Origin of the sequence: Micromonospora sp. KC207, assembly GCF_004348615.1 — a bacterium.
In the GTDB taxonomy this organism is placed as follows: domain Bacteria; phylum Actinomycetota; class Actinomycetes; order Mycobacteriales; family Micromonosporaceae; genus Micromonospora.
In genome coordinates this window covers 1-17,451 of the sequence record NZ_SMKJ01000134.1, presented here as the reverse complement: position 1 = coordinate 17,451, position 17,451 = coordinate 1, and the positions used below count along the sequence as shown (strand labels likewise).

Annotated in this window: 17 protein-coding genes; 9 read left to right on the top strand and 8 right to left on the bottom strand. The window is 65.5% G+C overall.

What is annotated here, in order from left to right; all coding sequences use genetic code 11:
* The 3 genes from E1258_RS18045 to E1258_RS18035 all read left to right on the top strand — a co-directional run.
* On the top strand, nucleotides 1-906 hold a 906-nt coding region (locus E1258_RS18045; RefSeq protein ID WP_132402522.1), incomplete at its 5' end, for an HEXXH motif-containing putative peptide modification protein.
* The gene (locus E1258_RS18040; RefSeq protein ID WP_165949822.1) at nucleotides 903-2,258 is read left to right on the top strand and encodes a serine hydrolase; all 1,356 of its coding nucleotides are present in this window, start codon (nucleotides 903-905) and stop codon (nucleotides 2,256-2,258) included. The genes E1258_RS18045 and E1258_RS18040, both read left to right, overlap by 4 nt.
* 223 nt (nucleotides 2,259-2,481) lie before the next feature.
* On the top strand, nucleotides 2,482-3,114 hold the full coding sequence (locus E1258_RS18035) for a GIY-YIG nuclease family protein (RefSeq protein ID WP_165949821.1): 633 nt from the start codon (nucleotides 2,482-2,484) through the stop codon (nucleotides 3,112-3,114).
* 376 nt (nucleotides 3,115-3,490) lie between these two features.
* Here the strand turns inward: E1258_RS18035 and E1258_RS18030 are convergent, their stop codons facing one another.
* On the bottom strand, nucleotides 3,491-5,644 hold the full coding sequence (locus E1258_RS18030; protein WP_132402513.1) for a hypothetical protein: 2,154 nt from the start codon (nucleotides 5,642-5,644) through the stop codon (nucleotides 3,491-3,493).
* Between E1258_RS18030 and E1258_RS18025 the strand changes: the two genes are divergently transcribed.
* Together E1258_RS18025 and E1258_RS18020 are read left to right on the top strand one after the other, a co-directional pair.
* Nucleotides 5,643-6,995, top strand: coding sequence for an IS110 family transposase (locus E1258_RS18025; protein WP_165949820.1), 1,353 nt, complete (start codon nucleotides 5,643-5,645; stop codon nucleotides 6,993-6,995). The genes E1258_RS18030 and E1258_RS18025 overlap by 2 nt on opposite strands.
* A gap of 1,751 nt (nucleotides 6,996-8,746) precedes the next feature.
* Nucleotides 8,747-9,316: a site-specific integrase gene (locus tag E1258_RS18020; protein ID WP_256371016.1), complete on the top strand. Its 570-nt coding sequence runs from the start codon at nucleotides 8,747-8,749 to the stop codon at nucleotides 9,314-9,316.
* 551 nt (nucleotides 9,317-9,867) lie between these two features.
* Here the strand turns inward: E1258_RS18020 and E1258_RS35925 are convergent.
* The 6 genes from E1258_RS35925 to E1258_RS18000 all read right to left on the bottom strand — a co-directional run bounded on the left by E1258_RS35925 (nucleotide 9,868) and on the right by E1258_RS18000 (nucleotide 11,929).
* The gene (locus E1258_RS35925) at nucleotides 9,868-10,272 is read right to left on the bottom strand and encodes a DDE-type integrase/transposase/recombinase (protein WP_371688634.1); all 405 of its coding nucleotides are present in this window, start codon (nucleotides 10,270-10,272) and stop codon (nucleotides 9,868-9,870) included.
* Between the two features lie 96 nt (nucleotides 10,273-10,368).
* Nucleotides 10,369-10,539, bottom strand: coding sequence for a hypothetical protein (locus tag E1258_RS33425; RefSeq protein WP_165949819.1), 171 nt, complete (start codon nucleotides 10,537-10,539; stop codon nucleotides 10,369-10,371).
* 26 nt (nucleotides 10,540-10,565) lie between these two features.
* The gene (locus E1258_RS18010) at nucleotides 10,566-10,826 is read right to left on the bottom strand and encodes a hypothetical protein (RefSeq protein ID WP_132402504.1); all 261 of its coding nucleotides are present in this window, start codon (nucleotides 10,824-10,826) and stop codon (nucleotides 10,566-10,568) included.
* Nucleotide 10,827: 1 nt separating this feature from the next.
* Nucleotides 10,828-11,349 carry a hypothetical protein gene (locus E1258_RS18005; protein WP_132402501.1) on the bottom strand — a complete coding sequence of 174 codons (522 nt, stop codon included), beginning with the start codon at nucleotides 11,347-11,349 and terminating at the stop codon, nucleotides 10,828-10,830.
* Nucleotides 11,350-11,400: 51 nt separating this feature from the next.
* Entirely contained in the window at nucleotides 11,401-11,559 is a 159-nt protein-coding gene (locus tag E1258_RS33980; protein ID WP_207919610.1) for a hypothetical protein, read from the bottom strand.
* A gap of 37 nt (nucleotides 11,560-11,596) precedes the next feature.
* Entirely contained in the window at nucleotides 11,597-11,929 is a 333-nt protein-coding gene (locus E1258_RS18000; RefSeq protein WP_207919609.1) for a hypothetical protein, read from the bottom strand.
* Between the two features lie 59 nt (nucleotides 11,930-11,988).
* On the opposite strand from E1258_RS18000, the gene E1258_RS17995 reads away from it, so the two are divergent.
* Entirely contained in the window at nucleotides 11,989-13,914 is a 1,926-nt protein-coding gene (locus E1258_RS17995; protein ID WP_132402498.1) for a S9 family peptidase, read from the top strand.
* Between the two features lie 636 nt (nucleotides 13,915-14,550).
* Nucleotides 14,551-15,567, top strand: a complete 1,017-nt coding sequence (locus E1258_RS17990; RefSeq protein WP_132402495.1) for an EcsC family protein — start codon at nucleotides 14,551-14,553, stop codon at nucleotides 15,565-15,567.
* 47 nt (nucleotides 15,568-15,614) lie between these two features.
* On the opposite strand, the gene E1258_RS17985 is transcribed toward E1258_RS17990, so the two are convergent.
* Entirely contained in the window at nucleotides 15,615-16,307 is a 693-nt protein-coding gene (locus E1258_RS17985) for a hypothetical protein (protein WP_132402492.1), read from the bottom strand.
* A 461-nt stretch (nucleotides 16,308-16,768) separates the two neighbouring features.
* Between E1258_RS17985 and E1258_RS34935 the strand changes: the two genes are divergently transcribed.
* Together E1258_RS34935 and E1258_RS34930 are read left to right on the top strand one after the other, a co-directional pair.
* On the top strand, nucleotides 16,769-17,164 hold the full coding sequence (locus E1258_RS34935) for a DUF1152 domain-containing protein (protein WP_256371015.1): 396 nt from the start codon (nucleotides 16,769-16,771) through the stop codon (nucleotides 17,162-17,164).
* Between the two features lie 123 nt (nucleotides 17,165-17,287).
* Complete coding sequence (locus tag E1258_RS34930) at nucleotides 17,288-17,449, top strand: hypothetical protein (protein ID WP_243715528.1); 162 nt, start codon at nucleotides 17,288-17,290, stop codon at nucleotides 17,447-17,449.
* The last annotated feature ends 2 nt before the right edge of the window (nucleotides 17,450-17,451 follow it).

Below are 17,451 nucleotides of genomic sequence, written 5' to 3'. Positions count from 1 at the left end.
TCCTTCTCGTTCACCCCCATCCAGGCCCACCACCGCGACCGCACCCGCCGGATTCGCGCCGCCCTCAAGCCCGCCGTCCAGCCGACGGCCAGCATTCCCGACCCGCCAGGAACGGCCGCCGCCGACTACTGCCTGGCCCACCACGTCCTCGAAGGCGCGGAGGCCGCCGCTCGCGCCCGTGAAACTGCCATCTTCAACTGGTACGGCGCCCACCCAGACGCAAACGCGACGGCGCTGTTGACGCCCACCGCCGTCGGTCCGCGCATCGTCCTTGCCCCCGACCTGGACCGCATGCCTCGCTCGGCGATCTCCGAGACCCCGTACTACGTACTGGGCCCGGACACTACCGCCGCCCCGCCGAACCTGCGGGAACTGGCCGCCGCCGCGTACGCCGCCGGCGCGAGGAACGGTTTCGCCGACCTTCTCGCCAGCCACGCGGTCGTCGTCTGCCTGCTACGCCATAAGCAACTCGGCGACACCCTCGACAGCTGGGCCATCACCCGGCTGCCCGGCACGATCTACTGCGACCACGTCGACGAGCCCGTCGTACTGGCTCGCGATCTGATCCACGAGGCGGGCCACAACTGGCTCAACGACGCCCTGAGCGCCACCGCCTGCGAGATCAGCGACGACGCGCGGTTCTACTCTCCCTGGAAGAAGACGAACAGACCTGCCTTCGGCTTCCTGCACGCCTGCTTCGCCTTCCCCCTCACCATGATCTACACCGCTCGCGTCCTGCCCGAAACCAACGGCGACCTACACCGGTTCCTGGCCGCCTACCTCGACCAGCAGCGCCGACTGCTCGCCGCCACCGCCGCCGGCCACGCCCGCGCGCTCACCCTGATCACCGCCCCCGACCTGCGGGAACGCCTGCGCCTTGTCCACCGCGAGGCTCTCAGCCTGTGAACCCCTCCCACACCTCACCCGCCTCTACCGAGACTGCCCCCGCGGACCGGCTGGGCGATCCCGGCGTCATCCTGCGCGTCCGCCAGGCCGACGCTCCGCCGGCGCAGGCCCACACCGGAATGGCCAGTCTCGAACTCGCCGTGCCCGTCGGGGAGAACACTGCCTTCAACATCGGCTCCGTCGCCAAGCAGATCACCGCGTACCTGTGCATCCTCGCCGCCCGTGACCGCGTCCTCACCCTGGCCCGGCCCGTTGCCGACATCCTGCCCCGTTTTCACATCCCCGATGTCACCATCGGCGATCTCATCCAGCACCGCGGCGGCATCCGAGACGCCGAATCGCTGCTGTCCCTGGCCGGCTTCCGCGAACTCGATCACTACACCGCCGACGACCTGCTCCAACTCGCCTACCGCCAGCGGCACCGCGCCGTCGAGCCGGGTCGCTTCCTGTACAGCAACACCGGCTACCTCCTCCTCGCTCAAGTCCTCACGGATGTGTACGGCAGCGAACTCCACGAGATCGCCGATCGGCACGTCTTCACCCCGCTCGGCATGACCTCAGCCCGCTTCAAGACCGATCCGCGCGAGGTGATCCCCGGGGCCGCTGCCAGCTACCAGGCCGTCGCCGGCAGATGGCAGCACCAGCAGCGCCCGGCCGCCCTGCCCGGCCCCGGGTCTCTCTGGTGCACCGCCGCTGACCTGGACCGCTGGCTCGCCCACCTCTGGCACAAATGGCAGCCCGCAGCCGACGACACGCTTCCGTTCGCACAGCACCTTGGCTACCATCCGAGCGACCACCCGCCCTTCACATACGGCGCTGGGCTATACGCCGATCCCCGCCCCGGCCGCACCGCCGTCTTCCACTACGGCCACGAACAGGGGTTCTCCGCCGCCACCCATCTCACCAGCTCAGGACTCCGCATCATCTGCCTGTCCAACCACGCCCAAATAGCCGCAGACCACGTCGCCGCCGCTGCCCTCACCGAATTCACCCAGGACTCCGGCACCGACACGGGCGAACTCTTGTCGCGCGCCCTGTTGAGCCGCCTCGCGCCCGAACCCGCTCACCCGGCTGGTGTCGATGCCGAAGCGGCCCACGCCACACTTGGCACCTACTCCTGCGACGAGGTGCCCGGCACCGTCCGCCTGACCCGCAGTGCGGGCTCGCTGCACCTATGGCGTCGGAGAACCCCCGACCGCCTCGACCGCATTGGGCCTGCGATATACGCCGCTAACGGCTACAGCCTCACCGTCGCGCTACCTCTGACGGACGGCAAGGTTCCGCCGCCTGACAGTTTCGTTCTCGATCTCGACCGCGCGCCAGGGCTGCGATATCGACGACGGTCTGATTAATCAATCCCGGACGCCAAAGCAGCGGTGCCACATGACATCGGATAACCCCGGGCCTTTGGGATACTGCCTGCACGCGCACCATAGGCGACCGCCTGCTGCGCCGGCCGCTCCACCATTGGCTGTAGGCCCCGCAGAGACCTTGCCCCGCATGCTCGGCGACGTTGCCATGGCTGTACGGATCGCGCGGAGACAGTGTCGGACCCTGCGGGTAGGGTCCGTGCCCGTGGAACGCCGTTCTGATGTGGGATACGTCTACCTCCTCCGCTACGACAACGGTGTGGTGAAGGGTGGCCGAACAAGCAATCCCGACCAGCGCTTGCGGACTCTGACGACCAATGGTGGTCGGCTCAACCTCCGTGTCACGCACACCTGGACGTCTGCCGAGCTGTCGTGCGTGAAAAGAACTGAGCGGCGGCTACTCGGCGTGCTTCGATCGCTCGGACGCAGAGCGCTTGGAGGCCGCGAATACTTTGTCGAGGCACCGTTCACTGTTGCGAAGGCCCGTATGGAGAACCTGCTGAGGGCGGGTCGGCATGGCGACTACTGCGGGTGTCGGCACTGCGAGTGCCAGGATGTCTTTCCCATCTCGGCGACGGTGGCCGAGGTCTCCCAAACACTCGGCTGGCGAGGCGACTTCCTCAACGTTGACGTAACGCTAAAGCTGCCATGCGGAGGCACCCTCGACACCGGCATCTCCGACTGTGATGTCATGGAAGGCCGGTTGGTTCTCAACCCTGGAGATGCGGTCGACCTGGAGATCGAGAGGCTAGGTACGTCGTGGACCGCTTGGGCGGTGACATCCGGCGGAGCGTACGCACAAACCGCGGCGCTGATCGAAAGATCAGCTTGGCGATGATGCGTCTCGAATGGGCGACGATTGACGCCCGGCACTCGGCGGGGCAACCGCGGTGGAGATCATGCAGGCGTACCAAATCAACTTCGGGTGCTGCGGCTATGAACCGTCGAGCTGTCTCCGCGCAGTGCAACAAGCTGCATGCCGGAGGCCATCTCCGCGACAAGAATCATCCGACGTGGTCAGCGGGTTGATCAAACAGTCGTTCGACATCTTGGTCAACATCAAATCCGTAGTCGGCATCGCCGTTATCGAGGCGGTCATCGGCAGAAATGTGTCGGGCGGCTACGACGTCGGTGCCATGCGTTGTCAGCGGCAGGCAGTGCGTTCGCCCCTGACGTGCGGGCTTTTCGCAGTTCCAGCGTCGGCCGAGTCGTCACTATTCTAATCTCATTCCTAGCGCTAGGAACCGAACGCGGGCAAGTAAATCGTCCGCTGGCGCGATGAGGCGAAACTGCTGCTGCCCCTTGTGCTCGATACCTCCAACCCATGGCAAGGTGGACAACCCGGAAAGAAGCTCACTGACTTCAGTGACGGTCAACTGCGACTGCGGCCGGCAGGCTCTTACGACGTCCCGTGGACTTAGCCAACCATCGTCCAGTGGGTTGCGTGCCTCCTCCTCAAGCGCCGTTAGGACGAGGCTGAGAAGATTCCGAGTCTCGTCAGCATCATGACGAAGTTGCTCAATGCTACGAACGCGCTCGCAGCTGTGGCTAGGCGCAAAAAGCTCTCGGAGTTGCTCGGGAAGCAATGGTGCATGCGCGTTTTGCATTACCGCTTTCGCGAGATACGCGACATCGAGCACGGATACCTGCCCATCACTTTTGGCCATTGCGTGAACACGATGGTGGAACGCGGGCCCGACAAGCACAGACCAGCGTCCGCCATGCTTTTGCCGATGTTCGGCCAGTCCGCCAAAGGACACCCTAGATTCAGGCACCATTCCAATTGAGGACGACTTGGCGTCGAAGCAAATGGCCGAGCCGTCATGCCATGGTCGAGGCAGAGTTCCGATGACGTCCGTACGCCCTTGGCCGCCCAAGATGGTAACCTCGGCCAACCCCAGCAGTTCAAGTGCTGTCGCGACGGCCTTCTCGAGTCGCGTTGAGTCGTCGGAGGTAACGCTTGCCAGTTCAAGCTCCTCCGCAACAGCCTCCGCTGAGGGTTTGGCTGGCGCTTCGTGGCGAGACTTAGTCTCGTGCTCCAATTCACCAGGTATCGCAACCGCCAATTTGGGTAACTCTTCCCGAACCGCAAGGCCGAGGGGCGTAATTACGTAGCGTGCTTGGTCAAACTTCTGAACTAGATTCGCCTCGGCCAGAAGGCGAAGACGCTCACGCGCAGTCGATGGGAGCCCGACCGCCTTGAGGAGATGCTGGCCGCCCTTAGGCGAACCATCCATGAGTGCAAGAACTTCACCAAGACCCCAAAGGCGGCAATGTGCAATATGTATAAGGTCGACCGCGTTGCCGTCTTCGGACCAAGCAGCCCCCAGGGACGTCGCCTGAAAGGCATTCACCCCAACTCTTTCAACCAAGCCGAGCTTTCGCAGCGTCGCGAGCATCATCGCCGCGCTTGAGGCGGATATGCGGCATCGCGATTCCACATGCTGAACAAATGTGGCTTCCGTCGACCGAACTCTTAACTTCTGCACGAATTCACGAATCGCTAGGATGGCAGAGCCATCAAGCGTGGCTAAGTAATTCGAGACCCTATCGCGTCGCTGCAGGGTCTCGTCAGTTGTTTTGGCAAGGAGTGCCAATACCTCCGGCATGGGAGATGGTGCCGATACGTTTGAGGTAAAAGTTATGCTAGCAAGTGGCTTGGCGATATCCAGGCTTTGAATGAAAGACTTACCGGCATCCGTGATCCGCACCTGACCTTCGTACTGTTCCACTAGGTTAGCTGCGCGCAGCCAGGACGTTCGCCGGCGAATAGGGTCGAGGCTGGCCCAGTTCATCGCGTAGCGGACCCGACCAGCATCAAGCAGTTCGGCGTTGCTGGCGCTGCCACCAACACTATCTAGGACAGCCAATAGCTCTCCGAAGTACTGGACGCCGGCATGGAGAATGTGCATCAGCACTGCGTCGTCCGCCGAGGAGAGCCAGGTCTGGGCCAGCTCCGTAACTGCAAGGCACTCATCGTCCGTTTGTTGGATCAGGCCAACGGAGGGGAGGTAGCGAGTGGCTTCGCGAACGTTTATGGAACGCCCGGAAGACTCTATCGTCACCTCGGTCGCGTATGGGCGGCCGTTCGGGCCTAGGTCTCTCAACAGCGCCGACAGATCGGTGATCGCATCCTCGGTTTTGCCGAGTGGGCTAGGGCAAGTTGAGATGCGCTGCGCCCATTCTCTTGGGCGGATCTCTGATGGCTCCACAGACCAGAACGATAGTTGGACCAACATTGCTGAGTCGAGGAGCAACACGCTGTCATCGGCATAGAAAGACGTTCTGCGTGTCGATGCAGGACGACGGAACGTCCCCCGGATGCGCTTGTCGGGCTTGGTGTCCCATCGCAGGAGGAGGACGTTCATGGGTAACGGTAGCGGTGTGTCCCGCGGTGATCGCAACCGCAACGCGCGGCTGGCTCGGTTGCGGATGCTGGTCCCGCCCGTGAACGCGATCGTCGGCATCGATCTGGCAGACAAGAAGCAGATGGTCGTGGTCACCGACCATGACTCGAAAGTGTTGGCACGCAGAACATTCCGGTGCCGCGCCTGGGATCTGGGTGTGGCGTTGGACTGGGCGGGGAAGCAGGCCGCGGCCAAGGGCTTCGCCGGGGCGACGGTGGCGTGTGAGCCGACCGGTCACCGTTGGCGGGTGCTGGGTCAGCTGGCCGGGGAACGGAACATGCCGTTCGTGTGCGTCCAGCCGATGCTGTCGTCATGGGCGCGGCGCAGCGAGGATCTGACCTTCGACAAGACCGACGAGAAAGACGCCGTGATCATTGCCCGGCTCACGGCGCAGCTGCGCTGTTACGTTCCCGAGCCAGTCGATGAGACGTGGGGCCGGCTGCGGCATCTGGGCGCTCGCCGCGAGCAGCTGCTGGTAGAAGCCGGCAGTCAGGTCCAGCAGATCCGAGCCCTGCTGGAGTGCGTCTGGCCGGCGGCGTTGCAGACCGCCCGGCAACCCTTTCGTTCCCTGACGTGGACCGCCGCGATGAGCGTTGTGGTGGACCGTGATGGCGGCGATCTGTCCCGGACCCGCCGGCTCGGGTTGGTGCGGCTTGAGACGGCGGTGCGCCGCGAGGTCGTCCGACGCGGCCGGCAGCGACCCTGCCTGCGGATCGTGCGGCTGGTGTTCGCGGCGTTGACCGATCCCGCCGGCGTGATCGCCCACCGTGTGGGTGCCTTGGAGCGGGTGGCGCTGCTGCTCGGCGACTGGCTCGAGACCCACCGTCGGCTGCTGGACATCGAGGCGCGGATGACCACGGTCCTGGACGAGCTGCGCCTGACCGACCTCGTGACCTCGATCCCCGGTCTGTCGGCGGTCGGCGCCGCGGCGATCCTGGCCGAGACCGGCGACCCGAAACGATTTGCCAGTGCCCGAGCGTTGGTCAAGCACGCCGGCCTGGCCCCACGAGAGAAGCTGTCCGGCACGTTCAAGGGCCGTACCAAACTGACCGGACAAGGACGTCCCGGGCTACGGCTGGCCGCATGGCGAGCGGTCTGGGGCGCGCAACGCGCCAACCCGGTCTACGCCGCCCGGTTCACCCACCTGACCACCCGGGCGCAGAACAAGCTCGCCGTCACCCAGGCCCAAGCCGTGATCGCCGCAGCGATCCTGCGGCAACTGCACGCCGTCGTCACCACCGGCCGGGCCTGGGACCCGGCCATCGCCACCCACGGCGCCGAACCCCGCACGGTGATGCCCATCGCCGCCTGACATCTGCAGGCGACCCGTCAAGCCCGGTCGGGGCGAGCCCCACGCGGCATTGAGGAACCACGGCTACCTCGACGCTCATCATGGGCAGCCCCGCCCGTCGTCTCACCAACCCGATTACACGCTGCCGGGACCAACCCCGTTACCGCTATGCCGGGACAGACGACGGACGAGGCACCGACCAAGGGCTTGACGCAGAACGTCTTACGCTGATGAGCGTGCACCGTCGCCTCGCCCTCGTCGCAGTCTTCCCGCACCGACGGGGTACCGGCCTCAGCGGCGTGAAGCCCGTCGACCCGAAGTCGTGCCGGTCCCGGTCGCCGACGCCGGCCCGGCCCGCCACGCCGACCGGCCGCACCGCACCCGTCGCACCGCCGGGACAAACCTCTTGTCCAGACCCCGGTCCGGGAGCCGCCTACAAACGGGGCCCCACCCGACCCGATACCGAGCAACGAGAACGTGGCCACGCCCGAGAATCGGATCGTCGCCGGGCCGGCCGGGCGACCAGCAGAGCGCAATCAGATGCGTAAACCCTTCCGGCCGTCACCGCCGATGCTCGCCCCGGCCGACATCCCGGCCCCGCTCGCGACCGTGCGCCAACCCAGGTCAACCCCGGCCGACCACCCGAGGCACCCACCCCGCCAGAGAAGATCCACAACGTCGACCACAGTGGACAACGGCCGTACCTGACGCACCGGCATTCCGACCATGATCCAGACCAGGCGACACGCAAACGCCCTGTTCAGCACGGAACGGCACGAACCCCCGCCGAAACAGCACAGTGACAGCGGAGCACCATCGGAGCACCAAATCCCAGACCCCGGGAAATTCCGTCCCAAGGCGTAGAAGCGATCAAGGCCGTGACCTGCATTTCCGCTGGTCACGACCTTGATCATGAAGTGCGCCCGAAGGGACTCGAACCCCTAACCTTCTGATCCGTAGTCCGAACCCGTCAGATGCTCTCTACGCTGCGTAAGCGGAGCAGCATGGGTGCTGCTGCGTGCTTATACATGCTGAAACGGACGACCGCGTGTCTGCTGGTCAGGGCGATGACGGGAGCGGGGTTCCAACCTTCCGCAGGCGGCGATCGGCCGTGCAGGACGTGCTGTGCTGGTCCCGTTCCGAGCGTGCTGGTCAGGTTCCGAACATCCGAGCACCAACGGAGCACCACCACGGCTGGTAACCACCGGCGCGACGGTCGACGAGCCTCTGTGAGACTGAACCCCTAACCTTCTGATCCGCAGCGGCGATCAACTTGTATATTCCGCACCGGCGGCAGTGACCGAGGCATGGAATCGGTAACCCAGGAGTACTCCAAACTGGAGATCCTTCCATCCGTCAGCCAAAGAATCAACTCCCCCGCGTACTCGCCGTTGTCATCGACAACATTTGCATCCACTGGGAGGATCGACTCGCCCAACGGTGACCTCGGCGTCCCTGGCGAGGTCACCAAATCAACACTTGGAGAACCGGCGGGTGGCCAGTGGCGCAGTACTCGCATGCCAATGAGCTGCGCTCGTAGCTCAACCACACCCGGCACATCCACGGATAGTATCGCCTCAATGACCCCATGTTCTGCCCTGGTCAACGGACGAGGCGCCTCCCCCTGCCGTGATTCCGATCCAATGTCAGCCATACCGCCCCTCAAGGTGTTCTAGGGAACTTCGACGGAACAAATGCCGTTCCTATTCGCGGGACTCCATTAACCATCGCGCCTCGAATCGTCACCGTTTCGCCGTAGATCTGTCTCTGACCTGTTCGACCAGGCTGTTCACCGTGGGCCACGGCGGGGTGAGTTGTGCGGCCTGCACGACTACGACGTCGACCTGGAAGCCGCCGCGATCACCATCACCACCCAGCGCACCAGCGTCGGCTACAAGATCGTCGAAAAGGCGGTGAAGTCGGCGGCCGGGGACCGGGTCGTCGACCTGAGCGACGAGAGCGTGACGAACCTGCGCCGGTACCTGTTCCGCCGTGCCGCGTGGAAGGTCGTCGCCGGTGACGCCTGGGTCGACACCGACATCTTCTTCGTCCGCCAGCGAGACGGAAAGCCGTGGCACCCGGAGACGGTCACCGGCCGGTTCGACCGGCTCGTCGAACGCAGCGAGCTGCCGCCGGTACGGTTCCACGACCTCCGGCACGTCGCCGCGACCCTGATGCTCGCGACCGGGGCAACCATCAAGGAAATCCAGGACACCCTCGGCCACTCCTCCTACAACCTGACCGCCGACACCTACACCTCGGTGCTGGCGGAGCTGAAGAAGACCACGGCCGAGGCGACGACCAAGCTGATCCCGCGCAGGAACCGCCCGAAGGCGGCGTAACGCCGCATCGGGCCGCGGCGCGGGAAATCGCTTGGTGGAAAATTTCCGATTGGGCGCCAGTGAAGTTCAGAAAGCGCGTCAGCCTAGCTTTCGCGGTTGGTGTGTCTACCTTGACCGCACTCGTTGGATCAACGATGTTGGGCTTGGACGCCACAATCCCCCTTGCTATCTGCCTGGGGTACGGGATTTTGGTCGGTGTCGTAAATAGAGGGATAGGTGGCGTCCCCCCTGCGGAGCCGAAGCGATGGCACCGACCCGTCCGCCACAGTAGACTTTCACTCCCGGAGCGGCTGGCAAGGCCAGCGTCGGATCCACAATCCTGGTGGCGGAGGGAGGTCCGAACGAGCACCACGGACAACTCGTACCGCATCATACTTTTGGGGATAGTTATAGCAGTCTTCATCTCCGAAGGGAAGGAGGCTTTCGGCTTCCTAGCCGCAGTGACATGTTTCATTGTTCTTGGCGGCCTGGCCGGATTTACCTCTTCAAAGACGTGGGCCGCTGCGCTATCATTTTGGCAAATCAGCAGAGCTGGATTCGGACCTAAGAGGCTACTGCGATTCCTTGATGATGCGTGCGCCAAGGGCATTCTCTACTCGTTCAACGGTGTGTACAGGTTCCGCAGCGAACGCCTCAGAAAGTTGCTCGCGGACGAATTTCCAGATTTGCTTGACCAGGGCAGCGTAACGTGCACGCACGATCGCGAACGCGGCGGCGAGCCGTAGTCGAGGGTGTTTCGTCGAGGGTGTTTCGTCGACGGCGATTTCGTGGTGTCCGCGGCATAGGTTCTGGATGAAGGCATGTCCGGCGATGACGGCCTGGGCGGTACGGTCGGTGTGCAACCCGCGCATCGATCGGAGCCGGTGTTTGAGCCGGCTGTGATCGGCCTCGACAGGATTGTTCGCATACTGCTCGACGTGTGTTCCTACTTGGGTGCTGACCTTGCTCAAGATCATCTCGCTCAAGGATAGACGATCTTGAGGATGCCTACCAGGGGCTTGACAACGCCAAGAGCCGGCCACCCGAAGGCAACCGGCCCCACCATTCGGCGGTCACACCCGCCGCTGCTTCCCCTTCTCCGTCGCCGGAGAGAACCGCCCCTCCAGGAACAACACGAAGTCGAGAGCGTGATCCCGGCGGGCCTCCTGCACCCGGTCGGTATAGCCCCCGGCCAGCAGCTCGGCCTCATAGTCGGCGAGATGACGGCGCAACTCTGCGGTCACCTTCGCAGGCACCTTCGGCGTCGACATCAGGCACCATCACTTTTCATCTTCTTCTGCCGCTTGATCGCATCCTTACGGAACTCGACGAGGGTCGAGGTGACCGTCTCGGCAGCCACCAGCCAGCCTTCGCCCGGGTCGGGGTTGGGGGTTGAGTTGATGAGGACACCGTCGACCTGAACGAGCCCGTTGTCGTAGGCGACGACGGTGATGGTGAGTTCCAGCCCCTTGTCCTGCTTGCTGGGCTTCACCTTCCAGTGCTTTCGGATGCGGTCGATGGAGGCGGGCATGCTAGTTCCTCTCGTCGGCGACGGCTGCCAGTAGATCGGCTGCCCGCTGCCGCCACAACGCCGTGTCGCTGTCGGGAACCTTCCCGTAGTCCCACTCTTGCCCGCGCCCCTCAGCGTGGACGGGGCCGAGGGTGTTGGCGCACAGCCAGCGTGCGGCCCGCTCGTCGGCGTCCCGGGGCCCGCCGTCGAACACGATGACCCGCTCGTCGCAGACGGCGTCGTCGTTGAACGCTCGGATGATCAGCTTGTCGTCTCGGGCCGGGCCGTCGCCGGGCAGGCCACCAGTAATGTCGATAAGGATCAGGCGGCGCGGCTTCAACCACCGGTCGGTGGCGTCCTTCGCGGCGTTCCACCTCTTCCACACGTCGGCCTCTGTGGTGTTGCGGTCGGAGGTGTAGGCGGCGATGGCGAACCCGGACATGAGGCCGGGCCGCAGGGTCACCCCCAAGTGGTGGTCGTCGCGGATGCTCTCGTGGATGCCGCCGCTGGGGGCGTCAGGGTCGAGGGTCAGCCCGGTGGCCACGTCGGGCGGATCGTCTACGTACGTGTACCGCTGTGTGAGGTCGTCGGCTGTTCAAAGGACGGCGATCGAGGTAGGAGCTCGTTCGTGGCGGGCCAGCGCGCGTATCACCTTCAGAGAACCGTGTCGCCACGCCGCGTGGCTGCCCAGCAGGTGGATCGTCGTTTCGGCCGCTTTCTGCGGCATCGGTGGGGTCGGCACGCCGAGGCTCACGATCGTCCTGCACTGCGAGACATAGATAGAGAGATTGCTATCGCCGGTAGCGCGGACGGCTATCTCGGATCCCGCGCGGCCGCGCAAGCCACTGATGAACGGTGTCGAGATCAGCGCCTGTCAACCTGCGATGCGGATCGACGCGGCGCAGCAACGCGGGGCGCGGATGGTGCGCGGCAACCCACCGGCGGTCGGCATTGGTGATCTCGTCGTCGAGGCAGACAAACGGACGGCCGGCGGCGTACCGCACTAGCGGCCCGGTCTTCCAACGCACGCCGCCCGGTGGCTGCTCGTTGACATCCGGCCGGTCGACGAACGGCAATACGGGAAGACCGAGCCGAGGCGCGATCACCTCGTTCGCGTCCGCCATGCCGTGGCGCGTTGCGGCACCGGTTGGCCGCCGCAGGAGTTGATCGATACTGTGCCTTGGTGGCCCGTACCCAGCTCACCGCCGAGTTGGTGGTTGACGGCCGCGTTCCGCAGGCGTTGGCGCTGTCGCCGGACGGCAAGTGGGTCGCCTACGTAGTCGCCCCGGTCGGGCGGCCTGGCGATCACCCCGTCAGCGAACTCTGGGTCGCCGCCGTCAACGGGACCGCGTCGCCGCGACGGTTGACTTCGGGTGAGGCGTACGACTCGGCGCCGCAGTGGGCCGGAGATTCGCTGCTGATCTACTTTCTCTCGGACCGGGCTGGGCGGGGCACGGCGCAACTGCACCGGGTGGGGCTGGTCGACGGTGTTGTGCAGGCTGTCACGTGCTGGGCCGGTGGGGTGTCAGGTCATCTCCCACTAGCCGATCCGAACCTGGTCGTGATCATCGCAGCCGATGAGACGTCCGTCGAGGACGAACGTCGGGACAGGGAGCGCGACGACGCTCGGGTGTGGGGTGAATGCGTACGCCCGGACCGGCTGCGGCTGCTCGACCTACGCAGCCGGGAGGTTCGGACACCGGATGCGTGCGGCGATCGTCACGTCGTCGAGGTAGTCCAGCGGCCCGACGACGGAATGCTGGCCATCCTCACCTGGTCGACCCCCGACGTAGACCCGGGCCTTCTTGAGCCCAGTCTGCACCTGCTCGACCCGGGCAGCGGCGTGGCGCGGGACCTCGGGCCGGCCGCGGCGGACGCGTCGTCGCTCGTCTGGTGGTCCGCCGACGACGGCTGGCACCTGGCGTATGTCGCGAAGACTCCGCCTGGTCTGGTGGGCGGACACGCAGTTCTCGATGTCGCCGTGCCGATGAGCGGGCCGGTGGGCGGGCACCGTAACCTGACCGCCGGCACGACCGTCTGCCCGAGCGCCCTGGTCCAGGTCGACACCGGTCCACCGCTGGTGCTGGTCGCCGACGGGCTCGACACCGCGATCCACCGGCTCGACCCGGTCGGGCCTCACCTCGTCGAGGTGTCCCGGATCGACGGCCTCGCGACGTCGTTGACCACGAGCCGACACGGTGACGCCGTCGCGGCAGTGGTGAGCACGTCCTACGAGCCGGGGAACGTTCACGCCGGCCCCACTCGCGGGCCGCTGACAAGGCTGACCGATCTCAGGCCCGAACTACGCGACATCCGGTGGGGTGTCCAGGAACGCTTGTCGTACCAAGCATCCGACGGGCTGGCCCTAGACGGCCTGCTGATCCTGCCCACCGGCAGGTCCCGCAAGGACGGACCGTTCCCACTGGTGACAGTTGTTCACGGCGGCCCATACCAACGGCACGCCGACCGCCTCCAGCTGGGCTGGCACCCGTCAGGCCAGTGGCTGGCCACCGCGGGCTACGCCGTGTTCCTGCCGAACCCGCGCGGCAGCCAAGGCCACGGCCACGAATTCGCAGCGCGCGTCGCCGGCGCGGTCGGCCTGGACGAGTGGACCGACATCCGCGCCGGCATCGACCTGCTCATCGCCGACGGCGTCGCCGACCCCAACCGGCTGGGCATCGGCGGCTGGAGCCACGGCGGCTTCATGGCCGCCTGGGCCGTCGGACAGACCGACCGGTTCAAAGCCGCCGTGATGGGAGCAGGAATCAGCGACTGGGGAATGCTCGCCGCAACCGGAGAGGAAGGACCGTTCGAGGCCGCCCTCGCCGGCAGCAGCGGCTGGGAAGGACCAGGCCCACACCACCACGACCAGCTCAGCCCGATTTCGTACGCCTCCAGAGTCCACACACCGGTGCTGATCCTGCACGGCGAAAACGACACAAACGTTCCGGTCTCACAGGCGCAGTTCTACCACCGCGCGCTACGCAGGTTCGGAGTCGAGCACGAGTACGTCGTCTACCCCCGGGAAAACCACTCGATCCTCGAACGCAACCACCAACTCGACGTGCTCCACCGCACCCGCGCATGGTTCAACCGATGGCTCAGATGACCCGCCGCCTGCCGTCGCCACCGCAGCGCGCAGAACGCGGCATGAGAGGACACGTCGGTCGATCAGACAACGCACTGTGCCGTCACCGACGATGTATGGCCGCGTCTGGTGCGACATTGTCGCTGCATGACATCGGCTAACCGGACTCTATGGGTCTCCCAAGCCCGTGCCGCGTTGATCGTCGCCGCCACGCGGAGGACCCTCCTCACCTACGGCGAGCTTGGCATGGCATTGGGGATGGAGGGCATCAGCCTGCGGAACCAGCTTCGACACGTTCTCGACGATGTATCCGAGGACTGCCGGTCCAGAGGCGAAGACTGTTCCCTCGCGGCCCTCGTGGTCAATAAGGATACGGGTGAGCCGGGTGCGGGCTGGGTCAACGGCGTTCGCGACTGGCCGCAAGAGGTTCGCCGGGTTTTTCAACGATGGTCTCCCAAGTAGCCGACGAAACAGTGGCGTAGAGGCAGCAACAGGGCACGCAGCCGTCTCGACGCTGTCCGGGCGGTTGCTCGCACCAGCGCGCGTACCTTCGTTCCGCCGGAGGACGTCAGCCTCGACCCGCCGTGGCCCGACCAACTCATCCTTGACGTAGTGCTGGCATGGCCCCAATGATCGCAGTCGAATGGAGAACTTTCGATGAGCACTGTCACCGATCCGCGCGTGGACGGGGCAATCCCGATGAGTGCATACGAAGGACAGGTATGGGACAGGCTCAACGAGCACTGGCAGCGCCGCAACAACCGCCGTGGTCTGCCCAATTGGGCGAGCGCTGCGCTCGATTGCTCCAGTGAGGTCGCGCGAAACGCCGCGATCCGCGCCACCAGGGCTGTGCCGGAGGCGATCAAGGAGCCAGTCCGTCGCGGGGGTGACGCGGTTGCCAGCATGGCCCTGCGGCCGGCGGCCGAAGGCGCGGTAGCGCTGCTGGAGCTGGTCAACGCCTGGGCCTTGGAGCTCAACGACCCGAAGGGTGTCGAGAAGGTCGCCCGTAAGCGTGGCCTCGAACTCGGCAGTTTCGCTGAGCTGCAGCAGCAGGACCTCAAGGTGTGCGACCGGCTCCTGACCCGCAACACACTCAGGTGGCGAACCGCCGGCGCGGTCGAAGGTGGCGCCATGGGCCTGCTGGCCATGGTCCCCGTCGCCGGGATCCCCGCCGCGATGACCGCGGACATCCTCGTCATCCAGGTCCTGAGCGCGTCGATCGCATCACGCATCGCGTACTCCTACGGCTACGACGCTAAAGATCCCTCCGAGCAGCTCTTCATCGAGCGTCTAGTACACCGGTCCTTCATGGCACAGGCGGTCAAAGTGGGGCCGCTGCGCGAGACCGCACGAGCGGCCAACGCGATCAAGGGACGCGTGAGATGGTCAGTCAAGCTCCGCGCGGACCATCGCCTCGTGGCCGCCCTTGAGAAATTGCTGCTGCGTGTGGGTCCGGCCGGTGCCAGGGTTCCCGTTCAGAACGTCGCCAAGGCCGTGCCACTCGTGGGCGTCCTCATCGGTGCCGGGATGAACTCCGCAGTCCTAGGCAGCGTGGCCGCCGACGCCCAACGGTATTGTCAAACCCGATTCCTGTGCGACAAGTATGGGCTGCCGATGCCTGCCGCACTGGCCACCGAGCGGGACGACGTCGACCACAAAGCCGACGCCACGTGACAGTCGAACACTGCGGAGGGGTACCAGGCATGGTCACCGTTGAGGATTCAGAAGGACGGGCGGAGCGGGCTCTGCTGATCTCTCGTCGGTCTGCGACGCAGCCCTTCCGGGGTGAACGAGAACGAGCCCGAGAAGTCCCCGGGCCGGTGACGCACCGCGAGCACCACCGGCTCGGGATGCACACCACGCAGCCGGGCGTCAGGCGCGACGTTAGCGATAGTGTTCCACAGGTGCAGGCAGATCAGGTGGTCGTCCGGGTCCGCCGTGGTGTAGGCGAAGGTCTTGGAGTAGAACGAGTTGGTCCCGCCGATCCAGAGCGACGGCGCGCCGAACGTCTCGATGACCTCCGACAGCGTCCGGTCCTGCGCAACCCATCCGTCGAGGTCGGCCATCAACTGTCGATACTCGGCCTTTGACAAGGCCCGATCCAGGTCGAGCCAGCCGCACCTGTGGGCGATGCCGGCATACATCGATGCCGTCGCGTCCCGCAACGCGCCTGCCGGCAGGACGTCGCAGTAGGCGCCCCGAACGCCGGTAGCGGTGAAGGCACGCCGCTCGCGCAGCCCGTCACACTCCGCCCACCACCGCGACAGGCTGCCATTCACAGCGGCCATCGCCTCCAACACCAGCCGCTCGGCTGTCTCGTCTCGGCCATACATGCCCGGGCGACGCAGCACATCGTTGACCTGCTTACGATGATGCCGACGCGCCTCACCAAGAATCGAATTCCCGCCGCTCATCACCACCGATCATGCCCGATGCGGCGGATTCCATTGTCCTGGACACCCGGCGCCCGACTCAGCGTCGCGGCGCGCCAGATGTGAGCTGTTGCCGGGCTGCGGTGGGCCACGATGGTGTGGACGGACGTGGCGTGGTTGATCATTGAGCGGTGATGACCCCCGACTCGCTGCGGGCTGACCCTGGTGGGTTCTCGTTGGCCGTTCCACCGCTGTTCGCCGCGCTGGCCCCGGCGCGGAGCATTCTCATCGCCGGCGCGGGCGGGGTTTCGACGTGTATGCCGGACTGCCCCTGGCGTTCGCCCTGTGGCACGGCGGCGCACAGGTGCACCTGGCCAGCCTGTCCTTCTCCGGACTTGAGCTGATCGACCGACACGCCTTGGTGGCGGAGCACGTCGCCGCCGTACGGCCCGACACCACAAGCCCGGAACTGGTACTTCCCCAAACGAACACTCGCCCGCTGGCTGGCCGCTCAACAACTACCCTCGACCATGTACGCCTTCCCACCCCTCGGCGTCCAGACCCTCCGGCAGGCATACCAGCACCTGGTCGAACACCTCGACATCGACGCGATCATATTGGTTGACGGCGGCACCGACATCCTCCTACGCGGCGACGAAGCCGACCTCGGCACTCCGGTGGAAGACATCACCAGCCTCGCCGCCGTCGCCGCGCTGGACGTACCGGTCAAGCTGGTCACCAGCCTCGGCTTCGGCATCGACGCCCACGACGGCGTTAACCACACCCACGTGCTGGAGAACCTCGCCGCACTCGACCGCGACGGCGGCTACCTCGGAGCCCTGTCCATCCCCAGCACCAGCCGCGAAGCAGCCCTGTACCACGCGGTCGCCGATGCCTAGGCCGCCACCCCGGACCGGCCCAGCATCGTCCAAGGACAGATCGCCGCCGCCACCAGCGGCGCCTTCGGAGACATCCAGTTCACCCGCCGCACCCGCGACGGCGCCCTGTTCGTCAACCCTTTGATGGCCATCTACTTCACCGTCGACCTCGACACACTCGCCGCCCGATGCCTCTACCTCGACCGCATCGAGAACACCATCGGCAGACGACAGGTCACCACCCGCATCCAAACCTTCCACGACGAACTCCTCCACACACGCATCCCCCGCGCCTACCCCCACTGAAC